Here is an 18545-nt window from a genome sequence, read left to right on the forward strand (position 1 = left end):
ACTATTAACCATGCGCATCCTGCTTGCCGAAGACGACCCGCTGATAGGAGAAGGCCTAAGAGCCGGGCTGCGGCAGCTCGGCTTTCATGTGGACTGGGTGCGCGACGGCGAAGCCGCAGAGCGCGAGTTGCGCGCTCATCCCTACGCGGCTGCAGTGCTCGATCTCGGTCTGCCGCTCAAAGATGGCATGGATGTCCTGATTGAGGTCCGGCGGGCCGGCAGCGCCGTGCCTGTCCTCGTTCTGACCGCGCGCGACGCAGTGCCGGATCGTATCCGGGGGCTCAATATTGGTGCTGACGACTATGTCATTAAGCCGGTGGATCTGCATGAACTAGCCGCGCGGTTGCGCGCGCTGATACGCCGCGCACACGGCCAACCACAGGAGCGCCTGCGCATAAGAGACGTCGTTCTCGATCCGGCCGCCAGAACCGTGCAGCTAGAGGGCGAGTCTGTCGCGCTGTCCGCTCGCGAGTTCGACCTCCTGCATGTGCTGATGCTACATGCCGACCAGGTACTTTCACGTGAGCAACTCGAGCAGCATTTGTATAGCTGGGGGCGAGAAGTGGAAAGTAATGCAATCGAAGTGCACATTCACAATCTGCGGCGAAAGCTTGGGGCTGCTTTGATCCATACGGTGCGCGGCGTTGGCTACATCCTTCCACGCGATTCCAAAAAATGAATAATGCGCCACCTACTTCGCTGCAAGGCCGGCTGGTCACGCTGGTCCTCGCCGTGGTGGTAACTGTATGGCTGGCCACTGCGGCGATGACCTGGTTCGACGCTCGGCACGAACTCGACGAATTGCTTGATAGCCACCTGGCTCAGGCCGCTGCGTTACTGGTGGTGCAGCAAACGCATGAGATGCATGAGATAGATAGGGACGGCGAGGGCATCGACGCGCCCAGCCTCCACCGATACGCTCCCAAAGTCGCATTTCAGGTTTTTCACGAAGGGCGTCTCGCGCTTCGATCTGCTAACGCGCCGGCGGTGGCGCTGGTCGAACGAGACAAGGGCTTCAAGACGGGATTTGCGACGGTGCAGATTGCAGGCCTCACGTGGCGCGTTTTCGCTACGCATGGGGGAGAGCGGGACGTACAGGTCTACGTGGGCGAGCAAGCGAGTTCGCGGGCTTCAATTCTCTGGGCTGTGCTGCACAGTACGTTGTGGCCGATGGCCCTGGCGCTGCCATTGCTGGCGCTGGCGGTCTGGTGGGCGGTGTACCAGGGCGTCAAACCGATGCGGCGACTCGGGCGTGCACTTGCGGAACGCCCTGCGCAAGCGCTGCACCCGGTAAGGGTTGAAGGCATCACCTCCGAAATGGTGCCCATGGTGAATGCGCTGAACGGCCTGTTCGAGCGCATTGGTACGCTGTTGGAGTCGGAACGTCGCTTCACCGCAGACGCTGCGCATGAACTGCGTACACCGATTGCGGCAATCCGCGTGCAAGCGCAGGTAGCGTTGGGCGAGACCGACGATGCTTTGCGAAGAGACGCGCTTCGGCGCACGTTGGACGGTTGCGACCGCGCTACACGACTGGTGGAGCAGTTGCTTACCTTGTCGAGGCTGGAAGCCAACGCAACCCCCACCTTGGCAGAAGTCGACCTGCGGACACTGGTTCAGCAGGTGGTGGCCGAACTGGCACCGAGGGCGATTGGCAAGAATCAGAGTCTAGAGTTCGAAGCCACCGAACCCTGCAGCCTTCCCGGCAACGAGGCGCTGTTGGTCGCCCTGGCTCGTAATCTGGTCGACAACGCGCTGAGATATAGTCCGCCCTTTGCGCGGGTGAGGGTGAGCGTGCTGCAGCACGCCGGGCGAGTTGAGTTGCTTGTTGAAGACAGCGGACCCGGTCTCGCTGAGACCGACTCCCGCAGACTTGGGGAGCGGTTCTTTCGGGTTCCTGGTAGCGGCGAGAGCGGCAGCGGGCTCGGCTGGTCGATCGTACGACGCATTGCGGCAGTTCACCAGTTGGAAATTGAGGTCAATCGGTCGGCGGCATTGGGCGGACTCGCAGTTCACGTCAGTGGCCAGGGCGGTCGCCAAACCGGTTGAGAGTGCTTCTCTGGTCTTTATGCGTTGTGACCAGCATGGAATGAACAGGACGCACCCGGTGTCCGGGGCCAAATCGTAGGGGTGGGCGTCTGCAAGCACATGTCATGGGGGTTGATCTGCATCAAGGGCGGGTCCGGCGTCCGATGTAGCTTCAACGATAGCAGTTGGGAATGTTCAAGGCGTTAGTGCGAAGGTGCTGGCCTCTTGTTGGCGCAACTAGCGCGGGAGACGGAATGAAAATCGAAAAAAATACATGGTCACTTAGAGTGGAAATGTATGTCGCCGTGAGGAGCAACGCAGTTACTTCCTGATCTCCCGCTAGCCATTCTGGCAGTACGCGCTCGCGCTCTGGGTCAAGGCGCGTCGAATGTTTTCATCCTGTACTGGAGTCAGGAATGTTTCATCCTAAAAGTCTTGTCGTTGGCACGCTTGTCGCATCGACACTGTTTGCCCATAGCCTCGCGTGCGCGCAGGCCTTGGTCCTGTCCGCCGCCCAGATCCAGTCGCTCGGTGTGCGATTCAGCCCGGTGAGCGCAGCAGCCCAGCTCGAAATCGGCGCCAGCGGACGCGTGGTGCTCAAGCCCGATGCGCAGTACGTGGTGGCCGCGCCGTACCCCGGAATGGTCTCGCGCGTGCTAGTGGCAATCGGCCAGCCGGTGCGCGCCGGCCAGCCGCTGGCCACCTTTGCCAGCCCGCAACTGTTCGAAGCCGGACGTGCGCTGACCGAGGCGCGCTCGCAAGCAAACCTGGCACGGCAGGCGCTGGCGCGGGACCGCAGCTTGCATGACGACGGTATTATTTCAGGCAGCCGCTGGCAGGCCACACAAGCGCGCGCCACGGAGGCGGCCGCCACGGTGCGCGCACGCGAGGCCGAAATGGCTGCTACGGGCATCGTATTCTCCGGTGGCTCAGGCGAGCCCCAATTGGTCGCAGGCCGGGCGGGCCTGATCGCAGAGGTGAATGCCATGCCCGGCACGCGCGTGGACGGGGCGGCGCCGTTGTTTCACGTTGTCGATCCGACCGCGCTGGAGCTGGACTTGCTTGTTGGCCGCGACATGCCAGCCCCGACTGGCGGCGAGCGCGTTGAAGTCCGCCAGCGCGGCGCCACCGGCCAGGTGGCCGGCGTAGTGCCGGTTAGCGACGGCACTGCAGCCGTGCGCGTGCGCGCCGTGCTGGACAAGCGCGGCAGCCTGCAGGCTGGCGAAAGCGTCAATGCAATCGTGCACTTGCGCGGAACGCCAGACGCCACTGGCGCAGGCCGCGTGGGGGTACCCCCCACCGCACTGACATACTGGCGCGGCATGCCCGGTGTGTTCGTGGCAACCAAGACTGGCGTCCGCTACCAGGCTGTGGTGATCGAGGCCGTGAACGAGGCCGGGGCGACCGTCCGTGGCGCGCTGCCGGCAGGCACACGCGTGGCGGTTGCCGGCGTGGGCGCGCTCAAGGGCATGTTGGCGGGGGCTCAGTGATGCTGGCCAGCCTAGTTGAATTCTCCCTGCGCCAGCGGGCGCTGGTGCTGATCGCTGCCTGCGTGCTGGCGGCGGCCGGGGCGTGGGCTTACACGAATCTGCCAATCGATGCGTTTCCGGATATCTCACCGACTCAGGTCAAGGTCATCTTGAAGATTCCCGGCATGACGCCGGAGGAAGTCGAGCAACGCGTGTCCACGCCGATCGAGCAAGAGTTGCTCGGCATCCCCCGCAAGACCATCGTGCGCTCTGTGTCCAAGTACGGCATCAGCGACGTGACGGTCGATTTCGAGGAGGGCGTGGATACCTACTGGGCCCGCCAGCAGGTGTCCGAGCGGCTCGCCGGCCTGCTGCGCGACCTGCCGGCCAACGCCGTCGGCGGGATGGCACCCATCACCACGCCGCTGGGCGAGATGTTCATGTTCACGGTCGAGGGCGATGCATTCTCCCTTGCAGAACGCCGACGGGTGCTCGACTGGGTGATCCGCCCAGCGCTGCGCACGGTGCCCGGCGTGGCGGATGTCAACGCACTGGGCGGCGAGGTGCGCAGCTTTGAGGTGATTCCCGACCCCGCACGGCTACGTGCCAGAGCGGTTACGCTGGAGCAATTACGCCAGGCACTCGACACGAACAACCGCAATGACGGTGCCGGGCGGGTGGTGCAGGGCGACGAGAACTGGGTGGTGCGCGTGGAAGGCGGTGTGCGCGGCGTGGAAGACTTGAGGCGGATTGCAGTTGCTTCGTCCTCTGCTTCACCCATTTCAGGAAGCGGCATGCCTGTAGTAACCGTGGGTGATGTGGCCACTGTCAGGCTCGGCGTAGCCACGCGCAACGGCGCGGTCAGCAAGGACGGTCGCGGTGAGGCGGTGCAAGGCCTGGTATTGGGCCTGCGTGGCGCCGATGCCCGCCAGCTAGTCACCGCCGTGCAGGCCCGGCTGGACGCGCTCCACCCGCAATTGCCCCAGGGCATGTCCACCCATGTGTTCTACAACCGCGGCGAGCTGGTTACGCGTGCCGCCAGTACGGTGGTGCACGCGCTGATCGAAGCCAGCCTGCTGGTGGTTGTGACGCTGTACCTGTTCCTCGGCGGCGTGCGCGCGGCGCTGGTGGTGGCAGCCACATTACCGCTATCGATGCTGGCGACCTTTCTGCTGATGCGCTACGTGGGCCTGACTGCCAACCTGATGAGCCTCGGCGGCTTGGCGATTGCGCTGGGGATGCTGGTGGACGCGTCGGTGGTAGTGGTGGAGGGCATTGAGTCTGCACTGGCGCGCTCGTACGGGCACAAGAGCGATCCGTCGCTGCGCGGCGCGGTGATCCGCCATGCTGTGGCCGGCGTGGCTGTGCCGATGTTGGCCGGGGTCTCGATCATCGCTATCGTGTTCCTGCCGCTATTGTCGTTAGAGGGCCTGGAGGGCAAGCTCTTCGTGCCGGTGGCACTGACCATCGTGCTGGCACTGGCGTCTTCGGTGCTGATCGCGTTCACCGTGGTGCCAGCGCTGGCATCGCTGCTGCTACGCGCCCATGCCGACGAGGCGCCTTATGTGATGCGCAAGGTCGCCAGCGGATTCGCTCGCCTGCAGGACTGGAGCACCGGGCACCGTCGCACGGTATTCGCCGCGGCGGGGGTGGCTCTGGTTTTGGCTGTGGCGCTGTATCTGTCGGTGGGCAAGACCTTCATGCCCACCATGGATGAAGGCGACTTGATCGTGCAGTTGCAGAAGGCGCCCTCGGTGTCACTGGGGACCTCGGTGGACCTGGATCTGAGGGTGCAGCAGGCGCTGATGGCAGAGGTGCCGGAGATCCGCTCGATCGTGGCACGCTCCGGCTCGGACGATCTCGGGCTCGACCCGATGGGGCTGAACGAAACCGACACCTTCCTCGTGCTCAAGGGCAAGGACCAGTGGCGCGGCAGCAAGGAAGACATCGCCATTGCCATTCGCCGCGTCATGGAGCGCTTCCCGGGCGTGGTGTACGGCTTCACGCAGCCGATCGAGATGCGTGTCTCGGAAATGTTGACGGGCACACGCGGTGACGTGGCGATCAAGGTGTTCGGCACTGATCTCGGTGCCATCGATACCGCTGCGCAGGCCATCGCCGCACGCGTGCGCAAAGTCCCCGGCGCCGCCGAAGTGATAGCGCCCAGCAACGAGGGCGTGCAGTATCTCACGCTTGTGCTGGACCGCGCCGCTGTCGGCCGCGCCGGGCTTTCCGGCGATGCGCTGCAGGCATTGCTGCGCGCGCAAGTGGAGGGCGAGCGGATCGGTATCGTGCCGGAGGGCACGGTGCGCACCCCGCTGATCCTGCGGGGCGGCGAGAGCCTGCGTCAGATGCCTGAAACCTTCACCAGCCTGCAAGTGACGGCACCCGATGGCAAAGTGTGGCCATTGACCTCGCTGGCGCAGGTGCAGCGCGTGGAGGGCCCTGTACGGATCAATCATGAGGACGGCGAGCGATTCGCGGTAATCCAGGTCAGCGTGGAAGGGCGCGACCTGACCGGCTTCGTGCAGGAGGGGCAAGCTGCGGTTGCGGGCCTTGCCAGCCTGACCAAGGGCTTGCGTATAGTTTGGGGCGGACAGTTCGAAAACCAGCAACGTGCGGCCGCGCGTCTCGCGTTGGTGGTGCCGCTGGCGCTGGGTGCCATCTTCCTGCTGCTTATGTTGACCTTCCGCTCGGTCCGCCAGGCGGTGCTGGTGATCGCGAACATTCCCTTCGCCCTAGTGGGAGGTATCGCCGCGCTGCGGCTGGCAGGTGAATACCTCTCAGTGCCGGCCTCGGTCGGCTTTATCGCGTTGCTGGGCATTGCGGTGCTCAATGGTGTGGTGCTGGTCTCGCATTTCAATACCTTGCTGGAGGAAGGGCGACCGGTGGCCGAGGCCGTGCGTACGGGCGTGCGGGATCGCTTGCGGCCAGTCTTGATGACCGCCTGCATCACCGCGCTGGGCATGATCCCGTTGCTGCTGGCAAGCGGTCCGGGCTCGGAGATCCAGCGACCCTTGGCCATCGTTGTCTCGGGAGGGCTGGTTAGCTCGACCGCACTGACCTTGCTGCTGTTGCCGCTTCTGTTCGAGCGATTCGGTGTGGCGCGTTCGCGTCAGGAAAGTCGCGCCCGCATGGAACAAGGGGAGACGCAATGAATAGCGTGAAGAAAAACACGATACGCACGCTTGTCGCAGCTACTGCCATGACCGTAGCGTCCTCGATCGCCGTTATATCCGCAACCGCCGCAATGACTGGCGCCGCGAGGGCGCAGGCTGCCATAACGGAGGAGGCCGGCATCCTGCCCGGCGAAGCCGCCGTGCGCGACGCTGTCAGCCAGTCGCCGGATGTACAGATGGCCGAAGCTCGTCGCGACGCCGTGCTGGCCCGCGCGGCCGGCATCCGTGCCGGCACCGCCGAGGCCGTGGTGCGCGCGACCGGGCAGGGCCGTCAGGTGCGGGAGCCGTCCGAGCGGTATGCCGAAGGACAATTGGCGCTGGAACGGCCGTTGCGGCTATGGGGCAAGGCCGACGCCGATGGCGCGCTGGCGGACGCGACGGCGCAGTCCGGCCAGCTTGCGGTGATGGATGCGCGCCACGAAGTCTCGCGGCAGATTCTGTCGCTGTGGTTCGGAGCGCTGCGCGCGCAGCAGGTACAGCTGGCGGCGCAGGGCAATGACAGGCTTGCCGCCGAACTGGCAACCATCACCGCACGGCGCGTCCAGTTGGGCGACGCGGCGCGCATGGACCATGAACTCCTGCTGGCCGAGCGTGCCCGTACCGCGGCGGCACTGGCCAGCGCGCGGGCGGCGGAAGCGGCAGCGCAAGCGGAGTTGCGGGCGCGCTTTCCGAGCCTTGGGATACCCGGTGGCCTGCCTGCCGACGCTCGCCTGCAGCCCTTGCCGGATGGCCCTACCGGGTCGCTGCGCAATCGCTATGTGGAGGACAGCCATGAATTTCGCCTCGCCCTGTCCGAGGAAACACAAGCGCAGCGGCAGGCCCGGCGCAGCGATCTGGAGCGCAAGCCTGACCCGACAGTGGGCGTGTTCGTTACCATCGAGCGCGGCGGTGCGGAGCGGATCGCGGGCGTGAGCGTCAGCATGCCGCTTGGCTCCGCGCACCGGCGTTCGGTGGCAGTGGCCGCCGCTGCCGACGCGGAGGCGGCAGCCCGCCGCCGCGTGGCGGTGGAGCGTCGGATCAGTGCCGAGTTCGAGGTGCTATACGGTGGCCTAGAGGGCAAGCGGGCCGCCGCCAAGGCGCTGTCCGAGGCGCTTGCACTACAGCGCAGTGCTGCCGAGCGCACGGGGCGCGCCTACAAAGCGGGTGAAACCAGCTTGAGCGAGCTATTGATGATTCGGCGCGCGTTGGCCGACACCATGCTGGCTGAGCGCGCGGCCGTGGTTGATACGCTGGAGGCCGACAGTCGGCTACGACTGGATCTGCATCAACTGTGGGACTTTGATGACTGAAGCGTTGGCCGATGCCGGTTCTAGCAGCCATGCCGGCGGACTAGTGCTGCTCGGCCGAGAGTGCTGCGCCGGCTCCGAGGAGCCTTTCCTGATGCGCTGGATATTACATTACGCCCGCCGCGTATGGTGTACAGTCCATTTCGACCAATGGAAGGGCAACTTCGGGTAGGCGGTGGTATGCCATATGCGCGAGATCTCCGGTTTCCTGTTGTCCGGCGAAACTCGCATCCGGCAAATCCTCGGCGGTCGCGCTCGAACGGAATGGTTAAAGCGTGAGCGCGTCATGTAAGAGGCCGAATAGGGATTCATACCCATGACGTTTTCGCATGTAATGCGGAGGGTGCGATGCATGAATATTGTCCTGGCGACCGACGGATCGGCCTTTAGCGATGCGGCTGCGCAATTCGTGGCGAGTCGGAAACTGTTCAGGGAGGACGTGTGCGTGAGGTCAAGTCCTACATCAACAAGCAAGACATCGAGGCCTGGCATGCCGACGAGAACGCCAGGGTCATGAAATCCGAAATTGATATCCTGCAGGCAGCTGGGGTGCAAACGGCCTGGCACGGCTTGGTAGGGTTCGCCCCTGAGCGCATCGTGGCATACGCCCAGTCGGTCGACGCCGAGGCCATCATCATGGGCACGCATGGACGCGGGGCGTTCCTGGACGCCATCATGGGCTCGGTTGCGAGCCGCGTGATCGCGCATGCGCCGTGCCCGGTGGTGCTGATCAAGCCGAAGGCCATGCCAGCGTAGGCGCGGATGAACGCCGTCATCCCGACAGGCAGTGGCAACGGCACCGCGAACGGCCGCGAGCCGCTGTTTCGGCTGCGGAACGTCAGTAAGACCTACGACATGGGCGAGATCCAGGTCCGCGCACTGGCTGGCATCGACCTCGACCTGTTCGGTGGCGAATTCGTGGTGCTGCTGGGTGCCTCGGGGAGCGGGAAGTCGACGCTGCTGAATATCCTCGGCGGCCTGGATCGGCCCAGTACCGGGACGGTGGTGTATCGCGATCACGACCTTACCGAGGCAGATGACACGGGCCTGACTCGCTACCGGCGTGAGCACATTGGCTTTGTCTTCCAGTTCTATAACCTGATCCCCAGTCTCACCGCGCTGGAAAACGTCGCCCTGGTCACGGAGATCGCCCTGCACCCGTTGGAGCCGCTGCGTGCGCTCGGCATGGTGGGTTTGGTGCAGCGCAAGGATCACTTTCCGGCGCAACTCTCCGGCGGCGAACAACAGCGCGTGGCCATCGCGCGCGCTGTGGCCAAGCGCCCGGACATCCTGCTGTGCGACGAGCCAACCGGCGCGCTCGACTACAGCACGGGAAAGCTGGTGCTTGAGGTGCTGGAACGGGTGAACCGCGAGCTGGGCGCTATTACCGTGGTCATCACGCACAATGCAGCGATCTCGGCGATGGCCGACCGCGTTGTTCATATCAGCAGCGGGAGCATCACCGGCATCGAGCGCCATGCCACGCGCGCCAGCCCCTCGGAGCTGTCATGGTAAGCGTCCGAACGAAAATGCTGGGGCGCGACCTATGGCGGCTGCGCGGGCAGGTGATCGCCGCCGCGCTGGTGGTTGCCTGCGGCATCGCCGTCCTGGTCGGGATGCAAGGCGCCTGGCAGTCACTGGCGATCGCGCAGGAGCGCTACTACGCCAGCCACCGATTTGCTGATGTGTTCGCCAATGTCAAGCGTGCGCCGGGAGGTGTCGCCGACCAGATTCGTGCCCTGTCAGGCGTCAGGGGCGTTGAGACGCGGATCGTGCGCGACGTGACCGGCGATGTGCCAGGCTTCAGCGAGCCCGCCACCCTGCGGCTGGTTTCCTTGCCGGCCACCGGCGTGCCAGTGGCAAACGCGCTCTTCCTGTTGTACGGAAACTATCCGAGCCCCGCCCGGGAGGGCGAGGTCGTGGCCAGCGCCGCATTTGCTGCCGCGAACGGTCTGGAGGTGGGCTCCCGCGTCACAGCCATCCTTAACGGGCGCGAACGACAGTTGGAAGTGGTCGGCATCGGAATATCCCCCGAATATGTCTATGAAGTCGGCCCGGGCATGGTGTTCCCGGATAACCGCCGCTTCGGCGTGCTGTGGATGGGTCGGGATGCGATTGCATCAGCGTTCGGCATGGAGGGCGCGTTCAACGATGTGGCGCTAACGCTCGACGTAGGCGCGGATGCGCGCCAGGTCATCGGCCCGCTCGACCGCCTGCTGGCGCGCTACGGCAGCCTCGGGGCCTACGGCAGGGAGGACCAGCTGTCCCATCGGTTCCTGACCGACGAGCTCGCCGAGATCGGCATCACCGCCACGTACGTGCCGGCGATGTTTCTCGCGGTGTCCTCATTCCTCCTGTACGCGCTGCTGAGCCGACTCGTAACCGTCCAGCGCGCCGAGATCGGCTTGCTCAAGGCGTTCGGTTATGCAGGTCGCACTGTCGCCCTTCAGTACCTGCGGTTCGGACTTGTCACCGTCGGGGTCGGCATCGCAGCCGGGATACCGGGAGGCTTCTATTTGGCGCAGCTGATGGTGGCTCTGTATCGCCAGTACTTCCACTTTCCGCAACTGCAGGCCGAGCTCAGCCCGCGCGCGCTGGTGCTGGCCGTGCTGGCGAGCACAGCGGCGGCGACGGTTGGGGCCGGCGCCTCGGTGTGGCGCGCGACCAGGTTGCCGCCCGCCGAAGCCATGCGACCAGAGCTGCCCGAGGGTTTCCGCGCGGGCCTGCTGGATCGCATCGGCCTGCTGCGCGCGATGCCGATCCCGTTGCGCCTGATCCTCCGCAACCTTGCCCGGCGGCCGGGCAAGGCCGCGCTTTCGATGATGGGGATCGCCCTGGCCGTCGGGTTGATGGTGGTCGGTAGGTTCGGGCTGGACGGGGTGAACCAGATTCTCGCATTGCAGTTCGGCCGGGCACAGCACGACGACGTGACGCTGATCTTCACCGACCCACAACCCGCCGCCGCCGTCTTCGACGTGGTGCAGCTGCCCGGCATCCTGCGAGCTGAAAGCTTTCGGGTTGCCCCGGTCTGGCTACGCCACGGCCACCGCGCGAAGCGGGTGGAACTCACGGGCCTTGACGCCGATTCGGACCTGCACGAGGTGGTCGGCCATACCATGGGGCGCCAGCAGGTCAGCGCGGATGGAGTGGTCATCTCCGCCAGGCTGGCAGCGGCCTTGCACCTGCAAGTCGGCGACCGGGTCGAGGTGGCGTTGCTGGAGGGCCGGCGCAACGTTTTCACCCTGCCGGTGACAGCGACCGTTGACGACCTGCTAGGCCTTGGCGCCTATGTGGAGCGCCAGGCATTGTCGCGGCATCTCGGCGAAAGCCCCGCCATCAGTGGCGTCCATCTGCGCATCGACACGCGGATGGCGGAGCCGCTGTACAGGAGGCTGAAGCGCCTGCCGGCGATCAGCTCCGTCATCGTGCGCAGTGCGGTGCTGGAAAGCATCGGCAATACGCTGGATCGTACCTTCGTCATTTCGAGCCTGGTCCTGGCGGGGTTTGCCTCGGTCATCGTCGCCGGCGTGGTCTACAACAATATCCGCATTGCGCTCTCCGAGCGCGGCAACGAGCTGGCGAGCCTGCGAGTCCTGGGCTTCTCGCTGGGCGAAGTCGCAACCATCCTGATTGGCGAACAGGCGCTGCTGACGGCCGCGGCATTGCCGTTCGGCATCGCCGTAGGCTATGGCCTTTGCGCACTGCTGGTGCCGGTGTTCGATCGGGATGCCTTCCGGATTCCGCTTGTGCTGGAGCGGACCACGCTCATCTTCGCCATGGTGCCCGCAGCGTGCGCCGCGCTCGTGGCAGGCCTGCTTGCCTTGCGGCGCCTCCAGCACCTTGACTTGGTCGCTGTGCTGAAGACGCGGGAGTAGCACGCCATGCGCCTGTCGGGCGGTACGGCCGCCATCGTCCTCGCCGCCATCGGGCTGATCGCCGAATCCGCCTACCTGCTGATGCCTGCGCCGTTGGTGGTTGACACGGTGCAGGCCGTGCGCGGCCCGCTCGAGGTCACGACCAGCGAGGAGGGCGAGACCCGAAGCAAGGAGCGCTTTGTCGTGACGGCGCCGGTCAGCGGCAGGCTGATGCGCATCGGACTGCGCGAAGGCGACCTGGTCGAGGCCGGACAGGTCCTCGCCGAACTGGCGCCATTGCCGCTGAGTGCGCGGGAGCAGGAGGAGGTGCGGGCCAGGGTGGCCGCCGCGCGGGCAATGCATCGGGAGGCGCTGGAACGGGTCCGACACGCTGCCGAGGACTATGCGCAAGCCCAGCGCGAGCGGCAGCGGATCGACCGCCTGGTGCGCGAGCGCTTCCTGTCGGCGCAAGCGGGCGAGCAGGCCGCCAATCTTGGCATTACCGCGGGCAATGAACTGGCAGCGGCGCAGGCACGGGCCAGCGCAGCACTGGAGGAGGTCCGGGTGGCCGAGGCCGGCATGCTGGCATTGCGCGAGCTCAAGGGCGGGTCCTCGTCCATGGTCGCGGTGACGGCCCCTGTCGCAGGGGCGGTGCTGGAACTGCCCGAACGCAGTGAACGGATCGTGAGCGCAGGCACGCCGTTGCTGACGCTCGGCGATCCGCACGACCTGGAGATCGTGGCGGAACTGCTGTCCACCGAAGCGGTGAAGGTGCAAGCGGGGATGCCCGTGCATATTGACGGCTGGGGCGGCGACTCGCAGGTCCGCGGTATCGTGCGGCGGGTCGAGCCGCATGCCTTCACCAAGATATCGGTCCTCGGCATCGAGGAAAAACGGACCAATGTGATTATTGACGTGATCGAACCGCCTGCGCAGCTGGGAGATGGCTTTCGGGTGATCGCCAGGATCCGCCTATGGCGGGCAGAGAATGCGCTCAAAATCCCGGTCAGTTCGATCTTCCGGTGCGACACGGCGTCATGGTGCGTGTTCTCGGTCGTGAATGGCCGCGCGGCACGGCGCGAAGTGCGAATCGGTCACAGGAATGCGGAGGAGGCCGAATTGCTTGATCCCCTGCCCGAGGGCCTCCAGTTGATCCGCTATCCATCGAACAACCTGGCGGACGGCCAGCGCGTGATCGAACGCAGCATTCCGTAGCCTTCAGTGAATGAGCTTCGGATAGCATGTCAGGGGAACCGGACCTTCTTCGCTTACCCAAATCGTGTCCTCGACCCGTACACCGTAGTCTTCGCGATAGATGCCGCAGTTTCCGACGCCGAGTACCATACCCGCCATCACATGATCGACTTTTTGCTCGCCATGGACAACTGCATGACCGCCCGGGATGGGAGCCTCTTCATGTTCGATCCCGATACCATGGAACACAGGGCGTAGGAACTTGTCCCCATAACCTTCGTGTTCGAGCGAGGCAGCCATCGCACCGTCAATGCCCATCAGATCCGCCCCGGGGACTGCCGCGGCAATTCCACGCTCCTGCGCCATAACGTAGGCTCTCAATGCCTTCGCCGCGTCAGTAGCTATCGGCTCGACAAGAAACGTCCTGCATAAGTCTGCAGTGTATCCGTCCACAATTGGAGCGAGGTGGACCTGAACGACTTCTCCGGGTGCGATGGTTTTCCGGGATGCAGGACCGTGAGCCATCGCCGCTCTCCAGCCGGAGGCGACATACGTTACCGATGCCCATCCCTCGGCGCCAGCCTTTCGCATGGCGAATTCTGCTTCACCGGCGATCTCGATTTCCCGAATCCCCGGCCGCAGCGCACGCGAAACCGCATCCATCCCCGAGTCTGCTACTTTAGCGGCAGCCTTTATGCTTGCCATTTCGGCCACGTCCTTCAACATGCGGAGTTGCGAAACAATTGGTGTAGCGGATACAACATGGGCTTTCGGTAGGATGTGGGCAACAAAGACATCATATAAGGCGGCGTCGAAAAAGTTCTTCTCGATGGCAATCGTTGCCTGTGTAAGGTCGAGTTCCTTTAATACATCGCGGAAGCCGTGGAACATCTCGACTTCGCTCTGGAAAGAGCGAAGCTCGGTTGCGACGGAAGTGCGACGAATGCTGGCTAGATCACAAGCCGGCACGGCAACAACACAATGCAGCGTGCGAGTCAGCAGCGCCAGCGCGCAAGGTCGACCGTCGCCAGTGAAATATGCAAGATTTGCAGGTTTCATCAGCAGCAGCGCGTCGACGTCCTGCTGCTCCATCAAAGCCGCCGCGCGCTGCCAACGGGCCGCGTAATCAAAGACCGGCTTGTCCATGATGTGATCCTCACTTCGGGCATATCCACACGCTTCGGCGCCGGGCGACGCTACGCTGAAAGCTTCGCAGACGCTCACTCCGTTCTGCCGCTGCAGCGGGACTGCTGTCGCAAGCGCGCACGGCCGGACGGCAAGGGGCTGGCAGGTCGCCGGTCCAACGGGATCGGTCCGCGCGAGGGCCAAGCCTTACGGCTAGACCAATCATCCGCCTGGCGCCATCGTTCTACCCATGCCCGGGCCCATGCCCGGACCCATTCCCGGACCCATGCCCGGACCCATGCCCGGACCCATGCCTTGGTCGTTGGCCATCGTCTGCATCATTTCCTGCATGAACGCCATGTGACTACCCGCCATGTCTTGGCACATTTGCATTTGATTTGATGGGGCGTTTCCCTTGGCGACTCTTTTGCCAGGAGCCATACGAGCAGGGCCGCCCATTTTCATCATGTCCTTTTGCATGATGGCCATTGCATCTTGCATGACCTGATGGCGTTCAGCCAAGAGGGCCTGGCGCTCTTCCGGCGTCTTGGCCCGCGCAAGCCGCTCTCTGATGGCACGCAGGTGGGCAACCTGGGCGTCCAGCCTTGCATCGCTGGAAACTCCGGGGGCTACGACCGGAGGCATATTTTGTTGTTTTTCAGGATGGTGCTGCTCATGCTCCGTGCCGGTAGCCGGTGACGCCGGGAAAGCTGCTGGCGCCCAAGCGAGCACGACGGCCGCAGTGATAAGGGTGGAGAGGCGATGGTTGGTGGACATGGGAGATTCTCCTAAGAAAACATGACAGTTCCTAGTCCAAGGTATGCGGCGGTCAGGGATTTGAGTTGATTGGGATCAACGAAGCGATGGGTGTACCGGGCGTTCAGTCCCATCGATGTGCTGGTCTGCGCGCCGGAGCAATCTGCGCAGACCATTTGCTGATGCCCTCATCAGCAATGCTCCGGTGTGCCAGGAAACGGTTGGCCAGGAACACATCCGGGGCGGAATACCTAGAATTTGACTATGAGGGCGGCAAGTCAGGAGGAACCGGGCAACGCGCCACTTTGCCCGTCGGCGCCAGCCCTGCGGCGGATTGTTTGTTCCTCTGCCACGCCTCAATCCAACGGCACGTCGCTGCCAGTGCTGGCGTGCCTACGCCCGTTGCATGCTTGATTTGGCGCGCTCCGCGACCTCGAACACGAGCATGCCAGCAACCATTGCTGCCACAAAGCCAATAGCCTTCGGATAGCCAGCGCCCAGGGCAACCAGCGCGGGGCCAGGGCAGAAGCCGGCCAGACCCCAGCCGACGCCGAAGGCGGCGCTGCCCAGGACCAGCCGCAGCGTTACGGTCGTGCTGGCCGGCAGTTGCAGAGGCAGCCCCAGGAAGGAGCGCTTGCGGTGTTTGGCGATGAGGAAGGCGAGCGAGCCAATGGCAATGGCACCGGCCATCACAAAAGCGAGGGACGGGTCCCAGGTTCCTGCAAGGTCAAGAAAGCCCAGCACCTTGGCAGGGTTGGCCATACCGGAGGCCATCAGGCCAATGCCAAATAGCAAGCCTGCGAGGAGTGCAGTCATGGCGGTCATATCACCCTCCAATCAGGTGCCGTTGCACGAAAACAGTCAGGAATCCCGCCACCATGAAGGTGAGGGTGGCGACCAGCGAGCGGATGGAGCCGCGCGAGATGCCGCACACACCATGGCCGCTGGTGCAGCCGCTGGCGTAGCGGGTGCCAAGGCCGACCAGGAAGCCGGCGGCCAGGATTTCGCCCCAGCTTGCCTGAATATCCGCAATGGCCGGCTTGCCGAGCAGGCTCGCAATCACAGGAGCGCCAACCAGGCCAGCGAGGAAGGTCAGGCGCCAGGCCATGTCCTTTCGAGGCAGGCTGAGCAGGCCGCCGAAGATGCCACTGATGCCGGCAATGCGGCCGTTGAACAGCAGCAGCACGGCGGCTGCCACACCGATGATGAGCCCGCCGACCAGTGACAGGCCGGGCGTGAAGTTAGCGAGGTCAATCAGCATGTCGCCTCCTGGTTGGCACAGAACTGTTCATAAAGGACCGCCATGACGGCAAGCGCCTGGGGGCTCGCCACCGAATAGAAGATGCTCTTGCCGTCACGGCGCGTCGCCACCAGGCTGTTCTCGCGCAGCACACCGAGCTGTTGAGACAACGTCGGCTGCCGGATGCCGAGCTGTTCCTCCAGCTCACCGACAGACAGCTCGCCTTGGGACAGGCGGCACATCAGCAGCAGGCGATCCGGATTGGCAAGCACCTTGAGCAGGGCGCAGGCCTGCGCCGCTGCAACTTGCATGCTGGCGAGGTCGATGGCGGAGTGGGGTTGGTCCATAGGTCGGTTACATTTTGCTTGTTAATATTATATGAAACAATAGAATGTATGTGAATAGAATGCACTGCATCCAAGGAGGCGAGCGTGCACCCGACTATCCAGCCGTTCTTCGACCCTGCGACCTGGACCGTGACGTACGTGGTCTTTCAGGAGGGGCGCTCCGAGTGCGCCATCATCGACTCAGTGCTGGACTACGACCCCAAGGCGGGGCGGACATCTACGGCAAGTGCTGATAAGGTCATTGCGTTTGTGCGCGCGCACGAACTGCGTGTCGAGTGGATTCTCGAGACGCATGCGCACGCCGACCACATGTCTGCCGCGCCATACCTGAAGCGCCGCCTGGGTGGCCAGATAGCAATAGGCCAGAACATTCGCCGTGTACAGGGGGTGTTCAAGAAACTCTTCAATCTGGAATCGAAGTTCCGGCTCGACGGGTCGCAGTTCGACCACCTGTTCGACGACGGAGCGACGTTTGCCGTCGGCGGCCTGACCGGCAGGGCGATTCATGTGCCAGGACATACACCCGCCGACATGGCTTACCAGATTGGTGATGCGGTCTTTGTCGGCGATACGCTGTTCATGCCGGACGTCGGCACGGCTCGCTGCGATTTCCCGGGCGGCGACGCGCACGAGTTGTATCGCTCCATCCGCAAGCTGCTGGATCTGCCGAGTAATACACGGCTCTTCATGTGTCACGACTATCCGCCCGAGGGGCGCGGGCCTGCATGGGAAACGACGGTGCGCGCTCAGCGCGAAGGCAATATCCACGTGCATGACGGCGTGAGCGAGGAACAGTTCGTGGCCATGCGCCAGGCGCGCGATGCGACGCTGGCGATGCCCACGCTGCTTCTGCCGTCGGTGCAAGTCAATATCCGAGCCGGGGAGTTGCCGCCGCCCGATGCGAATGGCGTTCGCTATTTAAAAATCCCGCTAAACGTCATCTGAGTCAGGTTTGTGACCGACCTTACCGATGAGTGGCGCATGAGAGCTACGCCTCGATTGGCGTGGACCAGTCCGAGTTGAGGCAGGTATTGTCTTTCATCAACTCTCTTCATCTGAGGAGCACTATCATTTGCATGAAGGGGACAGGCGAACGCATATGTTCGCTGGTCCTGACTTCGAATCAGTAGCCTTGAGACTGACCGACGTCGTCGACTGGGCCGGTCTTTTGCAGAAATGCAAGCGTAATCGCCCTCGGTAGTCCTCAAGGTTGGCGCGGCTGCATCCAGTTCTGGTGCATCATCATGTGGTGCACTTGCCACTGACGCTTCGCTGAAGGTGCTGACCCATAGCAGGATCCCCGTGCTGGTCTACCGCTAAAGCGATGGCATCGAGACACGTCCACCGTTTGCTCCAAGAAGACGGCTTCTCGCTGAGCACCCATTCAATGGATGGTGCGCCACGGCTGATGACCAGCCGATACGGGAAGCGGCCGCTTGCACCGAACGAGAAGGGCTAGGAGAAGCGACAATGGAACTGCTCGTGGAACAAGTGGAAGTCTGGGTGGCGAGCATTCCGGACAAGCCCGGCGGCCTGGCCGCGATCTTGACGACCCTGCGCGATGTCGGGGCCGACCTGCAATTCATCATTGCACGGCGCAGTCCAGACAGGCCTGGCGAATGCCTCGTGTTTGTCACACCGCTGCAGGGAGATCGGGAAATGGTGGCGGCGGCCGTGGCAGGGTTCAATATCGCGCGGAAGCAGCACTGTGTTCGAGTCCAGGGCAGCAATCAGCCGGGGCTTGCCGTTGCAATGACCGAGGACCTAGCCGAAGCGGGGATCAACCTCCGTGGCTTCTCAGCGGCGGTGATCGGTACGCAATTCGTCGCGTACGTGGCCGTTGACTCGCAGGCAGACGCGAACCGGGCAGCGGACGTCCTCAAAGCCGTTCTTTGAAGGAGCGCATTCACACATGATGCGCTCGCGATAGGTATCGAGAGGCGTCGAGTGCCCGGTTCGCGCGACGTGCACAACGCCTCGGATTCGATTGGGAGCCTGTCAGATTTCTTGTGTGTTGAGGTCATGAGACGATATCGAAAGAAACGCCCTTATGACCGAAACAACAAG

General features: G+C 63.9%; 15 protein-coding genes and 2 pseudogenes. 11 read left to right on the forward strand and 6 right to left on the reverse strand.

Annotated features, from left to right (window positions below):
* Positions 1-10 precede the first annotated feature (10 nt).
* The 5 genes from AC3WL8_RS35095 to AC3WL8_RS35115 all read left to right on the forward strand — a co-directional run bounded on the left by AC3WL8_RS35095 (position 11) and on the right by AC3WL8_RS35115 (position 7965).
* Positions 11-679 carry a winged helix-turn-helix domain-containing protein gene (locus tag AC3WL8_RS35095; RefSeq protein WP_153955596.1) on the forward strand — a complete coding sequence of 223 codons (669 nt, stop codon included), beginning with the start codon at positions 11-13 and terminating at the stop codon, positions 677-679.
* Positions 676-2049 carry an ATP-binding protein gene (locus tag AC3WL8_RS35100; protein WP_492379831.1) on the forward strand — a complete coding sequence of 458 codons (1374 nt, stop codon included), beginning with the start codon at positions 676-678 and terminating at the stop codon, positions 2047-2049. Before AC3WL8_RS35095 ends, AC3WL8_RS35100 begins: the two co-directional genes overlap by 4 nt.
* 395 nt (positions 2050-2444) lie before the next feature.
* On the forward strand, positions 2445-3518 hold the full coding sequence (locus AC3WL8_RS35105; protein ID WP_211982852.1) for an efflux RND transporter periplasmic adaptor subunit: 1074 nt from the start codon (positions 2445-2447) through the stop codon (positions 3516-3518).
* On the forward strand, positions 3518-6655 hold the full coding sequence (locus AC3WL8_RS35110) for an efflux RND transporter permease subunit (protein WP_492379832.1): 3138 nt from the start codon (positions 3518-3520) through the stop codon (positions 6653-6655). Before AC3WL8_RS35105 ends, AC3WL8_RS35110 begins: the two co-directional genes overlap by 1 nt.
* A gap of 47 nt (positions 6656-6702) precedes the next feature.
* Positions 6703-7965, forward strand: a complete 1263-nt coding sequence (locus AC3WL8_RS35115; protein WP_492379843.1) for a TolC family protein — start codon at positions 6703-6705, stop codon at positions 7963-7965.
* A 199-nt stretch (positions 7966-8164) separates the two neighbouring features.
* Here AC3WL8_RS35115 and AC3WL8_RS35120 read toward each other — a convergent pair.
* A pseudogene (locus AC3WL8_RS35120) lies at positions 8165-8224 on the reverse strand (PEP/pyruvate-binding domain-containing protein); the annotation flags it as partial.
* 90 nt (positions 8225-8314) lie between these two features.
* Here AC3WL8_RS35120 and AC3WL8_RS35125 point away from each other — a divergent pair.
* The 4 genes and pseudogenes from AC3WL8_RS35125 to AC3WL8_RS35140 all read left to right on the forward strand — a co-directional run bounded on the left by AC3WL8_RS35125 (position 8315) and on the right by AC3WL8_RS35140 (position 13031).
* Positions 8315-8718 (forward strand): annotated as a pseudogene (locus AC3WL8_RS35125) (universal stress protein).
* A 6-nt stretch (positions 8719-8724) separates the two neighbouring features.
* Entirely contained in the window at positions 8725-9477 is a 753-nt protein-coding gene (locus tag AC3WL8_RS35130) for an ABC transporter ATP-binding protein (RefSeq protein WP_492379833.1), read from the forward strand.
* A gap of 14 nt (positions 9478-9491) precedes the next feature.
* Positions 9492-11837, forward strand: a complete 2346-nt coding sequence (locus AC3WL8_RS35135) for an ABC transporter permease (protein ID WP_492379834.1) — start codon at positions 9492-9494, stop codon at positions 11835-11837.
* Between the two features lie 6 nt (positions 11838-11843).
* On the forward strand, positions 11844-13031 hold the full coding sequence (locus AC3WL8_RS35140) for an efflux RND transporter periplasmic adaptor subunit (RefSeq protein ID WP_492379835.1): 1188 nt from the start codon (positions 11844-11846) through the stop codon (positions 13029-13031).
* A gap of 3 nt (positions 13032-13034) precedes the next feature.
* Here the strand turns inward: AC3WL8_RS35140 and AC3WL8_RS35145 are convergent, their stop codons facing one another.
* The 5 genes from AC3WL8_RS35145 to AC3WL8_RS35165 all read right to left on the reverse strand — a co-directional run bounded on the left by AC3WL8_RS35145 (position 13035) and on the right by AC3WL8_RS35165 (position 16478).
* Positions 13035-14156, reverse strand: a complete 1122-nt coding sequence (locus AC3WL8_RS35145) for a M24 family metallopeptidase (protein ID WP_492379836.1) — start codon at positions 14154-14156, stop codon at positions 13035-13037.
* Positions 14157-14357: 201 nt separating this feature from the next.
* The gene (locus AC3WL8_RS35150) at positions 14358-14912 is read right to left on the reverse strand and encodes a hypothetical protein (RefSeq protein ID WP_492379837.1); all 555 of its coding nucleotides are present in this window, start codon (positions 14910-14912) and stop codon (positions 14358-14360) included.
* 372 nt (positions 14913-15284) lie between these two features.
* Entirely contained in the window at positions 15285-15716 is a 432-nt protein-coding gene (locus AC3WL8_RS35155; RefSeq protein WP_492379838.1) for a DUF6691 family protein, read from the reverse strand.
* Position 15717: 1 nt separating this feature from the next.
* A complete protein-coding gene (locus AC3WL8_RS35160; RefSeq protein WP_035825887.1) occupies positions 15718-16152 on the reverse strand; it encodes a YeeE/YedE family protein in 435 nt (144 codons plus the stop codon).
* On the reverse strand, positions 16146-16478 hold the full coding sequence (locus AC3WL8_RS35165) for an ArsR/SmtB family transcription factor (protein ID WP_013959517.1): 333 nt from the start codon (positions 16476-16478) through the stop codon (positions 16146-16148). The genes AC3WL8_RS35160 and AC3WL8_RS35165 overlap by 7 nt, the downstream gene beginning before the upstream one ends.
* A gap of 84 nt (positions 16479-16562) precedes the next feature.
* Between AC3WL8_RS35165 and AC3WL8_RS35170 the strand changes: the two genes are divergently transcribed.
* Together AC3WL8_RS35170 and AC3WL8_RS35175 are read left to right on the forward strand one after the other, a co-directional pair.
* Positions 16563-17423, forward strand: coding sequence for an MBL fold metallo-hydrolase (locus tag AC3WL8_RS35170; protein ID WP_492379839.1), 861 nt, complete (start codon positions 16563-16565; stop codon positions 17421-17423).
* 525 nt (positions 17424-17948) lie between these two features.
* The gene (locus tag AC3WL8_RS35175; protein WP_013959515.1) at positions 17949-18374 is read left to right on the forward strand and encodes an ACT domain-containing protein; all 426 of its coding nucleotides are present in this window, start codon (positions 17949-17951) and stop codon (positions 18372-18374) included.
* Positions 18375-18545: the final 171 nt, after the last annotated feature.

The organism is Cupriavidus sp. FW305-F7 (assembly GCF_058782875.1).

Coding starts and splice junctions, on each gene's coding strand:
- AC3WL8_RS35130 (WP_492379833.1), top strand. CDS start 8,725: ATGAACGCCGTCATCCCGACAGGCAGTGGCAACGGCACCGCGAACGGC.
- AC3WL8_RS35165 (WP_013959517.1), bottom strand. CDS start 16,478: ATGGACCAACCCCACTCCGCCATCGACCTCGCCAGCATGCAAGTTGCA.
- AC3WL8_RS35095 (WP_153955596.1), top strand. CDS start 11: ATGCGCATCCTGCTTGCCGAAGACGACCCGCTGATAGGAGAAGGCCTA.
- AC3WL8_RS35175 (WP_013959515.1), top strand. CDS start 17,949: ATGGAACTGCTCGTGGAACAAGTGGAAGTCTGGGTGGCGAGCATTCCG.
- AC3WL8_RS35135 (WP_492379834.1), top strand. CDS start 9,492: ATGCTGGGGCGCGACCTATGGCGGCTGCGCGGGCAGGTGATCGCCGCC.
- AC3WL8_RS35140 (WP_492379835.1), top strand. CDS start 11,844: ATGCGCCTGTCGGGCGGTACGGCCGCCATCGTCCTCGCCGCCATCGGG.
- AC3WL8_RS35100 (WP_492379831.1), top strand. CDS start 676: ATGAATAATGCGCCACCTACTTCGCTGCAAGGCCGGCTGGTCACGCTG.
- AC3WL8_RS35155 (WP_492379838.1), bottom strand. CDS start 15,716: ATGACCGCCATGACTGCACTCCTCGCAGGCTTGCTATTTGGCATTGGC.
- AC3WL8_RS35115 (WP_492379843.1), top strand. CDS start 6,703: ATGACCGTAGCGTCCTCGATCGCCGTTATATCCGCAACCGCCGCAATG.
- AC3WL8_RS35105 (WP_211982852.1), top strand. CDS start 2,445: ATGTTTCATCCTAAAAGTCTTGTCGTTGGCACGCTTGTCGCATCGACA.
- AC3WL8_RS35150 (WP_492379837.1), bottom strand. CDS start 14,912: ATGTCCACCAACCATCGCCTCTCCACCCTTATCACTGCGGCCGTCGTG.
- AC3WL8_RS35110 (WP_492379832.1), top strand. CDS start 3,518: ATGCTGGCCAGCCTAGTTGAATTCTCCCTGCGCCAGCGGGCGCTGGTG.
- AC3WL8_RS35145 (WP_492379836.1), bottom strand. CDS start 14,156: ATGGACAAGCCGGTCTTTGATTACGCGGCCCGTTGGCAGCGCGCGGCG.
- AC3WL8_RS35160 (WP_035825887.1), bottom strand. CDS start 16,152: ATGCTGATTGACCTCGCTAACTTCACGCCCGGCCTGTCACTGGTCGGC.